Origin of the sequence: Photorhabdus heterorhabditis, from assembly GCF_001280945.1 — a bacterium.
GTDB classification, from domain to species: domain Bacteria; phylum Pseudomonadota; class Gammaproteobacteria; order Enterobacterales; family Enterobacteriaceae; genus Photorhabdus; species Photorhabdus heterorhabditis.
The window spans coordinates 76441-85781 of record NZ_LJCS01000012.1; the positions used below are offsets into that span (position 1 = coordinate 76441).

7 protein-coding genes are annotated in these 9341 nt (G+C 42.1%); 6 read left to right on the forward strand and 1 reads right to left on the reverse strand.

The features are described from left to right. Positions 1-121 precede the first annotated feature (121 nt). From fkpB to carB, 5 genes are all read left to right on the forward strand, one after another. Complete coding sequence (gene fkpB, locus AM629_RS06835; protein WP_054477382.1) at positions 122-592, forward strand: FKBP-type peptidyl-prolyl cis-trans isomerase; 471 nt, start codon at positions 122-124, stop codon at positions 590-592. Then, positions 573-1526: a 4-hydroxy-3-methylbut-2-enyl diphosphate reductase gene (ispH, locus tag AM629_RS06840; RefSeq protein ID WP_054477383.1), complete on the forward strand. Its 954-nt coding sequence runs from the start codon at positions 573-575 to the stop codon at positions 1524-1526. Before fkpB ends, ispH begins: the two co-directional genes overlap by 20 nt. Positions 1527-1642: 116 nt before the next feature. After that, entirely contained in the window at positions 1643-2464 is an 822-nt protein-coding gene (gene dapB / locus AM629_RS06845; RefSeq protein ID WP_054477387.1) for a 4-hydroxy-tetrahydrodipicolinate reductase, read from the forward strand. 434 nt (positions 2465-2898) lie between these two features. After that, positions 2899-4062, forward strand: coding sequence for a glutamine-hydrolyzing carbamoyl-phosphate synthase small subunit (carA, locus tag AM629_RS06850; protein ID WP_054477389.1), 1164 nt, complete (start codon positions 2899-2901; stop codon positions 4060-4062). A gap of 15 nt (positions 4063-4077) precedes the next feature. After that, a complete protein-coding gene (gene carB, locus AM629_RS06855; RefSeq protein WP_054477391.1) occupies positions 4078-7302 on the forward strand; it encodes a carbamoyl-phosphate synthase large subunit in 3225 nt (1074 codons plus the stop codon). A gap of 68 nt (positions 7303-7370) precedes the next feature. Here the strand turns inward: carB and AM629_RS06860 are convergent, their stop codons facing one another. Then, on the reverse strand, positions 7371-8243 hold the full coding sequence (locus AM629_RS06860; protein WP_054477392.1) for a hypothetical protein: 873 nt from the start codon (positions 8241-8243) through the stop codon (positions 7371-7373). A gap of 470 nt (positions 8244-8713) precedes the next feature. On the opposite strand from AM629_RS06860, the gene AM629_RS23925 reads away from it, so the two are divergent. Beyond that, positions 8714-8887, forward strand: coding sequence for a hypothetical protein (locus tag AM629_RS23925; protein ID WP_161804218.1), 174 nt, complete (start codon positions 8714-8716; stop codon positions 8885-8887). Positions 8888-9341 lie beyond the last annotated feature (454 nt).

Here is a 9341-nt window from a genome sequence, read left to right on the forward strand (position 1 = left end):
TAGTGCGTAAGGGTGATTCGTTTTAGGCTGCATTCAAATGTAAAAGCTAGTGCTTTTTCTAAAGCACTAGCTAAATTCGCTTTTTATGGCAAAGAATGACAAATAATAGGTTCTGAATAATATGTCAAAGCAGGTACAAGAGCACAGTACGGTTTTACTGCATTTCACTTTAAAGCTGCAAGATGGCTCTATGGCTGATTCCACCCACAATCAGGGCAAACCTGCATTGTTCCGCTTGGGCAATGGAACGCTTTCTTCGTCTTTGGAACAGCAGCTTACCGGGCTAAAAGAGGGTGATAAACATACATTCACTCTGGCTGGTGAAGCTGTATTTGGTAAACCAAATCCTGATCTGATCCAATATTTTACTCCGCGTGATTTTGCCGAAACAGGTATTCCTGAAATTGGAACTATAATGTTATTTACGGCAATGAATGGCAGTGAAATGCCAGGCATAGTGAAAGAAGTGGCAGAAGAATCTGTTACTGTTGATTTTAATCATCCGCTGGCAGATCAGAACATCACTTTTGAAATTGAAGTGCTGGAGATTGACCCACAGTTGGAGGAAAACCATGCAGATATTGCTGGCTAATCCCCGAGGCTTTTGTGCCGGTGTTGACCGTGCCATCAGTATTGTAGAACGCGCTCTGGAATTATATGGCGCGCCGATTTATGTTCGCCATGAGGTTGTTCATAATCGTTATGTTGTAGATAACCTGCGCGAGCGGGGGGCTATCTTTATCGAAGAAATTTCAGAAGTGCCCGATGATGCAATTCTGATTTTTTCTGCTCATGGAGTTTCACAAGCTATTCGTGCTGAAGCGCGTTCCCGTAATCTGACAATGTTGTTCGATGCGACTTGTCCTCTAGTGACGAAAGTCCATATGGAAGTGGCCAGAGCAAGCCGGAAAGGTAAAGAAGCTATTCTGATTGGTCACGCTGGGCATCCAGAAGTTGAAGGAACAATGGGCCAGTACAATAATGTTGAAGGTGGAATGTATCTGGTTGAGTCTCCTGATGATGTATGGAATCTGAAAGTCAAAGATGAAGATAACTTGTGTTTTATGACGCAAACAACATTATCTGTTGATGATACATCAGAAGTGATTGATGCACTTAATGAACGATTCCCAAACATCGTGGGTCCTCGGAAAGATGATATCTGCTATGCGACGACTAACCGTCAGGAAGCAGTACGGGATCTGGCATCTGATGCAGATGTTGTCTTGGTTGTAGGTTCGAAGAATTCTTCTAACTCTAATCGTCTTGCTGAGTTAGCTCAGCGGGTGGGTAAGCCAGCTTACTTGATAGATTCTGCTGATGATATAAAAGAAGAATGGATTACTGGCATTTCTACGATTGGCGTGACAGCTGGTGCTTCCGCGCCGGATATCTTAGTTCAGCAAGTGATTGATCGCCTGAAAAATCTTGGCGCTGATTCGGTTGAGGAATTACATGGCAGGGAAGAAAATATTGTTTTTGAAGTGCCGAAAGAGCTGCGTGTCGAAGTTAAAGAGATTAGTTAAGTCATCTGGCGACAGATAAGAGTAAGGCCGCGTGTAAACATTTTACTTAATACATTCATTCATCTGATTGAGCGCCTGTGTTAAATCAGGAAAAAGGCTATTCATAGTGAGGGATTATGACTGATACAGATATTCGTGTTGCTATTGTTGGCGCTGGTGGACGTATGGGACGTCAGTTAATTCAGGCTGTCCATCAGTTGAGTGGGGTAGTTCTTGGTGTAGCTCTGGAACGTTCTGGTTCTTCTTTGATTGGTGCGGATGCTGGAGAATTGGTGGGTATTGGTCATACAGGTGTTACTGTGTGTGATGACCTGAAAAATGTTGTTGATAATTTTGATGTTCTTATTGATTTTACTCGCCCGGAAGGAACCCTTGCACACCTTGAAATCTGTCGTCAGCATGGTAAAGCGATAGTTATTGGTACAACGGGCTTTGATGACGAAGCTAAGCAGACGATTAAAGATGCTTCGGCTGATATCCCGATTGTATTTGCAGCAAATTTCAGTGTTGGTGTAAATCTGGTGCTTAAGCTATTGGAAAAAGCGGCGAAAGTGATGGGTGAATATACTGATATCGAAATTATCGAAGCTCATCACCGTCACAAAGTAGATGCACCATCAGGCACCGCGTTGGCGATGGGAGAATCTATTGCCCATGCTTTAGGGCGCGATCTCAAAGAATGTGCTGTATATGCCCGTGAAGGTTATACTGGTGAGCGTGATCCGAAAAGTATCGGTTTTTCTACTATCCGTGCTGGAGATATGGTTGGTGAACATACCGCTATGTTTGCAGATATTGGTGAGAGAGTAGAGATAACTCACAAGGCTTCGAGTAGGACGACGTTTGCAAATGGAGCAGTAAAGGCAGCATTGTGGCTAAATGGTAAAAATAATGGTCTTTTTGATATGAAGGATGTTTTAAATCTCGATTCACTTTAAAAATACTATTTTTTAACTATTTGATATCGCATGATTAATTTTTAAATTATGCGATTTTTTGTTGTTTTGTTTGATTGTATTGATTTTTTGTTTATTTTATTCACTTATGCCTTGTTTTTACCCTTTGTTTTCTTCTTTTTTCTCCTTTTTATGATGATTTACAAATTTTTATTTGAAAATTAAATCTTCTATGGTAGTAACCGTTTTATCAACTAACTTTACTTCTATTTTTAGTCTTATTTTATTAGTTTTTCTAGTGAAGTGTGCAAAAAAATAAGAAAAGTAACATTTTTTGTAGACAACCACCCCTCTCATCATTAGAATGCGCGCAATTTGCCAAAATTTTGCTTAAAAAGCAGCTTTGGCATTGATTTTGAGGAGTAAATCTGAATTAATATGCGCTAATTGCGAATAATTATTCTTTGGAGGGTGTTTTGATTAAGTCAGCTATATTGGTTCTGGAAGACGGAACCCAATTCCATGGTCGCGCCATAGGTGCAGAAGGGGCGGCAGTGGGGGAAGTGGTTTTCAATACCTCAATGACCGGATATCAAGAAATTCTCACAGACCCTTCCTATTCCCACCAAATTGTCACTCTTACTTATCCCCACATTGGTAATGTCGGTGTTAACTCAGTTGATAAAGAATCACTAAAAGTACAGGCTCAAGGGCTGGTGATTCGTGATCTACCATTGTTAACCAGTAACTTCCGCTGTGAAGAAACCCTTTCTGATTACCTTAAACGCCATAATATTGTGGCGATAGCAGATATCGACACGCGTAAACTGACTCGTTTGTTAAGAGAAAAAGGTTCACTGAATGGTTGTATTATAGCAGGTAAGCAGATTGATGCTGAGGTTGCGTTGGAAAAGGCCAAAATATTTCCGGGACTGCAAGGAATGGATTTGGCAAAAGAAGTGACAACTGAACAGGCTTACCCGTGGTTACAGGGAAGTTGGACTCTGGCAGACGGATTACCAGAGGAGAAGCAGGAACAGGAGCTGCCTTATCATGTTGTTGCTTATGACTTTGGCGCAAAACGCAATATTTTGCGGATGCTGGTGGATCGTGGCTGCCGTCTGACCGTTGTTCCCGCTCAAACACCAGCTGAAGAGGTACTGAAACTTAATCCAGATGGTATTTTCCTGTCCAATGGACCGGGTGACCCGGCACCTTGTAGCTACGCAATTGAAGCGGTCAAAACTCTCCTTGAGACAGATATTCCGATCTTTGGTATTTGCCTTGGACACCAACTACTAGCACTGGCCAGTGGTGCTGAAACAATGAAAATGAAATTTGGTCATCACGGTGGCAACCATCCGGTAAAAGATCTTGATCGTAATGTTGTGATGATTACTGCACAGAACCACGGTTTTGCTGTAGATGAAAAATCATTGCCGACAAATCTGCGGGTTACCCATAAATCTCTGTTTGATGGCACTTTGCAAGGAATTCATCGAACAGATAAACCTGCATTCAGTTTTCAGGGGCATCCAGAAGCCAGCCCTGGACCACATGAAACGGCACCATTGTTTGATCACTTTATCAAACTGATTGAACAGTATTGCCAGCAAAATCGTCGTCATAACGCCAAGTAATCAGGAGCAAATAAAATGGCAAAACGTACGGATATTGAAAGCATCCTGATCTTGGGTGCTGGCCCAATTGTTATCGGCCAAGCTTGTGAGTTCGACTATTCAGGTGCACAGGCTTGTAAAGCGTTACGGGAAGAAGGTTATCGTGTCATTCTGGTGAACTCAAATCCTGCCACGATTATGACTGATCCGGAAATGGCGGATGCTACTTATATCGAGCCAATTCACTGGGAAGTGGTACGTAAAATCATTGAAAAAGAGCGCCCTGATGCGATCCTGCCAACAATGGGCGGACAAACAGCGCTGAACTGTGCGTTGGAGCTGGAATACCAAGGCGTTCTGAAAGAGTTTGGCGTTACTATGATTGGCGCTACTGCAGATGCGATTGATAAAGCAGAAGATCGTCGTCGTTTCGATATAGCAATGAAAAAGATTGGCTTGGAGACGCCGCGTTCTGGTATCGCACATTCAATGGAAGAAGCTCTGGCAGTTGCCGAAGAAGTCGGTTTTCCTTGTATTATCCGTCCTTCCTTTACTATGGGGGGAAGTGGTGGCGGTATTGCCTATAACCGCGAAGAATTTGAAGAAATTTGTGAGCGTGGTCTAGATCTTTCGCCAACTAAAGAGCTATTAATTGATGAATCTCTGATTGGTTGGAAAGAATATGAAATGGAAGTGGTGCGGGATAAAAATGATAACTGCATCATCGTCTGTTCTATTGAAAACTTCGATGCTATGGGGATTCACACGGGTGATTCCATTACTGTCGCGCCAGCGCAAACGCTGACAGATAAAGAATACCAAATCATGCGTAACGCTTCGATGGCGGTACTGCGTGAAATTGGTGTGGAAACTGGGGGATCTAACGTTCAGTTTGCGGTAAACCCGAAAAATGGTCGTTTGGTTATTATCGAAATGAACCCGCGCGTTTCCCGTTCTTCTGCGCTGGCTTCAAAAGCGACCGGTTTCCCGATTGCGAAAATCGCCGCTAAACTGGCGGTGGGTTATACCCTTGATGAGCTGATGAATGATATCACGGGGGGGCGCACGCCGGCTTCCTTTGAACCTTCTATCGACTACGTGGTGACCAAAATTCCTCGATTCAATTTCGAGAAATTTGCCGGTTCTAATGATCGTCTGACAACCCAAATGAAATCTGTGGGTGAAGTGATGGCGATTGGCCGCACTCAGCAGGAATCTCTGCAAAAAGCATTACGTGGTTTAGAAGTCGGTGCAACTGGCTTTGACCCGAAAGTCGATCTGGATGACCCGGAAGCATTAACCAAAATTCGCAGCGAATTGAAAGATGCTGGTGGTGAGCGTATCTGGTATATCGCTGATGCTTTCCGTGCAGGCATGTCCATTGATGGTGTTTTTAATTTGACGGACATCGACCGCTGGTTCTTGGTGCAGATTGAAGAGTTGGTGCGGTTGGAAGAGCAAGTGGCAGAGCAGGGGATTAACAGTCTAACCGCTGACTTCTTGCGTCATCTGAAACGCAAAGGTTTTGCTGATGCGCGTCTGGCGACATTGGTTGGTGTGGCTGAAAAAGAGATCCGCAAACTGCGCCATAAGTATAATTTGTATCCGGTTTACAAACGCGTTGATACCTGTGCGGCAGAATTTGCGACCGATACCGCATACATGTATTCCACTTATGAAGATGAGTGTGAAGCTAATCCGAATAGCGACAAGCCAAAAATAATGGTATTGGGCGGTGGTCCTAACCGTATCGGACAAGGGATCGAATTCGACTACTGTTGTGTCCATGCATCACTGGCACTGCGTGAAGATGGTTATGAAACCATCATGGTGAACTGTAACCCGGAAACAGTTTCAACGGATTACGATACTTCAGATCGTCTCTATTTTGAACCCGTGACGTTGGAAGATGTGCTTGAAATTGTGCGCGTTGAAGAACCAAAAGGCGTGATTGTCCAGTATGGTGGGCAGACTCCGCTGAAACTGGCTCGTGAATTGGAGATAGCGGGTGTTCCAATTATTGGTACCAGCCCGGATGCGATTGACCGTGCTGAAGATCGTGAACGTTTTCAACAGGCAGTAAATCGCCTTGGTCTGAAACAACCTGAAAATGCCACAGTGACGACGATTGAACGGGCCGTCGAGAAGGGAAATGCTCTGGGTTACCCATTGGTGGTTCGCCCATCTTATGTTCTGGGGGGCCGTGCAATGGAAATCGTATATGATGAAGCTGACCTGCGCCGTTACTTCCAGACTGCGGTAAGTGTGTCCAATGATGCTCCGGTACTGCTTGATCGTTTCTTAGATGATGCTGTGGAAGTGGATGTTGACGCTATCTGTGATGGTGAGCGTGTGCTGATTGGTGGCATTATGGAACATATTGAGCAAGCCGGTGTTCACTCTGGTGACTCAGCTTGCTCACTGCCCGCCTATACATTGAGTCAGGAAATTCAGGATGTCATGCGTCAACAGGTAGAAAAACTGGCGTTTGAGTTGGGTGTCTGTGGCTTGATGAATGTCCAGTTTGCAGTTAAGAAGGACGAAGTTTATCTGATTGAAGTTAACCCTCGTGCTGCTCGTACTGTACCGTTTGTATCTAAAGCGACAGGTTTACCACTAGCGAAAGTTGCTGCTCGTGTGATGGTTGGTCAGTCTCTGGCTGAACAGGGCGCAACTGAGGAAATTATTCCGCCGTACTATTCAGTGAAAGAAGTTGTATTGCCTTTCAACAAATTCCCAGGTGTAGATCCAATTCTTGGCCCTGAAATGCGGTCAACCGGAGAAGTCATGGGTGTTGGTCGTACTTTTGCGGAAGCTTTCTCAAAAGCATTGTTGGGGTGTAATTCCAGAATGCAGCAAAGTGGTAGAGCACTTCTGTCAGTGCGTGAAGGTGATAAAGGTCGGGTTGTGGATTTGGCCGCTAAATTGTTGAAACAGGGTTTTGAACTGGATGCGACTCACGGTACTGCGATTGTTCTGGGTGAAGCAGGTATCAATCCTCGTCTGGTGAATAAAGTTCACGAAGGACGCCCGCATATTCAGGATAGAATTAAAAATGGTGAGTATACCTATATTGTGAACACGACTGCAGGTCGTCAGGCGATTGAGGATTCCAAACTTATTCGTCGTAGTGCATTGCAATATAAAGTGCATTATGACACCACATTGAATGGGGGGTTTGCGACCGCAATGGCACTGAGTGAAGATCCGACAGAGCAAGTCACCTCTGTACAGGAAATGCATGCGGAGCTTAATAGATAGCTCGTATTTTGATTAACTGAAGTTAAGGTGCGCTTTGTTAAGCGCACCTTATTTTACTCGTTCTTACATCACCATGTGCCCACTAATGTTTTTTCCGGAAATCCTTTATTCCCCGTTTTACCTGAGAACAAATAATAATCTTGTCCATTGATAGATACACTCGGCATGCGAGGTGAAGTTTTCGGGTTATCAGGACGCAAAATAAAGCCATTGAAGCCCTTAGAACTTTCATCCATTGTTGTCGGGATCAGAGTATAACGGATGAGAGAATAGCTACCTTTAGGTAAATTAAGCTGGGACAGTTCCTGTCCGATTGCGGGACGAATTGCCTGATAATCAAATATCCGGTCACCAAACGCAGTATCCTTTGATGGCGTTGAAGCCAATACGCAACTGTCGAATTTCGCCATTAATGACGTGCTAATCTGGCATTCATCAATGGCTTTCAGTTGTTTATCCAGTACAAAACCACGTTTAGCGCCACTGTCTTTTACGAAGGTAAAGGCGTATCGCGCCCCGTCTTTTACCAATTTTGCGTCATCAAATGGGAGATTCGCTGGGTTAGGAACAAAGACAACGAAGTGTTCCATGACCAAGCGCTCTGCCTCGTCTTTCGAGTACAGGGATGCAAGAGTCATAATACTCAGTCCCTTAAGGCCACCAGTTACATAGCCCATCGTGCCGTTTATTAGGTACTTTGAAATACCTGCTTCATCCACACTTCCCGGCTTAACTTCTGTTTCTGAAAAATTCACATCAACACCTGCAAGTGAGTATGCGTTTTTCGCAACTGAGTAAGAGGGATTTTTATGCCAGTAAATACCATGGAATTTACTGTACTGAGCTGTTTCGGGAGTTTTGCCCACATTTGTGGCGCAGCCAGTTAGCAAAAGCGCAGCAGTTACAGATGCAAACAGAGATGAGGTATTGAAAAAGTTCATGTTAATTCCTTTTGCTTGGTGAGTAACTGTATTATTTCATAATCATAAAGAAAACTAAGATCCCTTTACGCAGAAAAGATCAAAAAGTCGTTATGCACCCAAACAAAATTCGCGTCTTGTGTCGGCGGAATTCCCCTTTCTAAGGAAAAGATGGATAGTATTAAATGTGATCAGAGATCAGTTTTTTAATTCTGATAATGGGGAATCTATTATATTAAATGCCGTTAAATCGCGATAAGGATGGGAGTATTGTTTCATTAATGATTAATATTAGAAGAGAAAACGTCAGGAAAAATGAGTATTAAGTTGATTAATGCGGTGACCAAAATGACCGTGTTAACCCAATAACAAGAGATAAAATGATATTAAAACCTTTAACAAGATTATCCTTATTAAGAAAATTAACCGAGAGAAAATAACAAAAAGTTTTATTTATAATAATTAAATGATTAAAGAATAAGGGGGTTAATTTGAATTCCATTACCCTATCTTTTACCCTTTCTGGTTTTAAAATTAAAATACCTGAAAAGGAATGGCAAGTAAATCTAAATATTAATTTAAGTAAAATGGAAAAATTAAATGCGGTACAGGAAACGGAAAACTATCAGTTTTATAAAAGCTACTCAATGAAAGTCGTTCATTAGGTGAGTTTTTAATTAAAAAATCGGTCTGTATTAATGGCTGATTTTTAAAATGTACAGAATAATTAAAAACATCTGACTCATTTTCATATTTAATTTCTTTATCTGCTATGCCACCATCAGATTATTTTAAATTTGTTTGACCTACCATGTTCATTTAAAACTGAAAGTACGGGGATATTAAAGGTTTATATAAAATTATCATTTAATACAAATGGTTATGTTTTTCAGTAAAACAGTTAATTGTATTTGATCGAAGGCGATTAATCATTAATAAAGAGTTGAAAAGAAATTATAAAATAATACTATCCGTAAAGGATAATATTAAGATTATTTTTTGCTATCATTTTATGAAGAAAACCATGAAATTATGTAATAAAAGAATAGATAAAACGGTTAATAAGGCAGGATTTAATCTCTGAAAAAGGGTAAGTAAGAATATGAATAGGTTAATCAA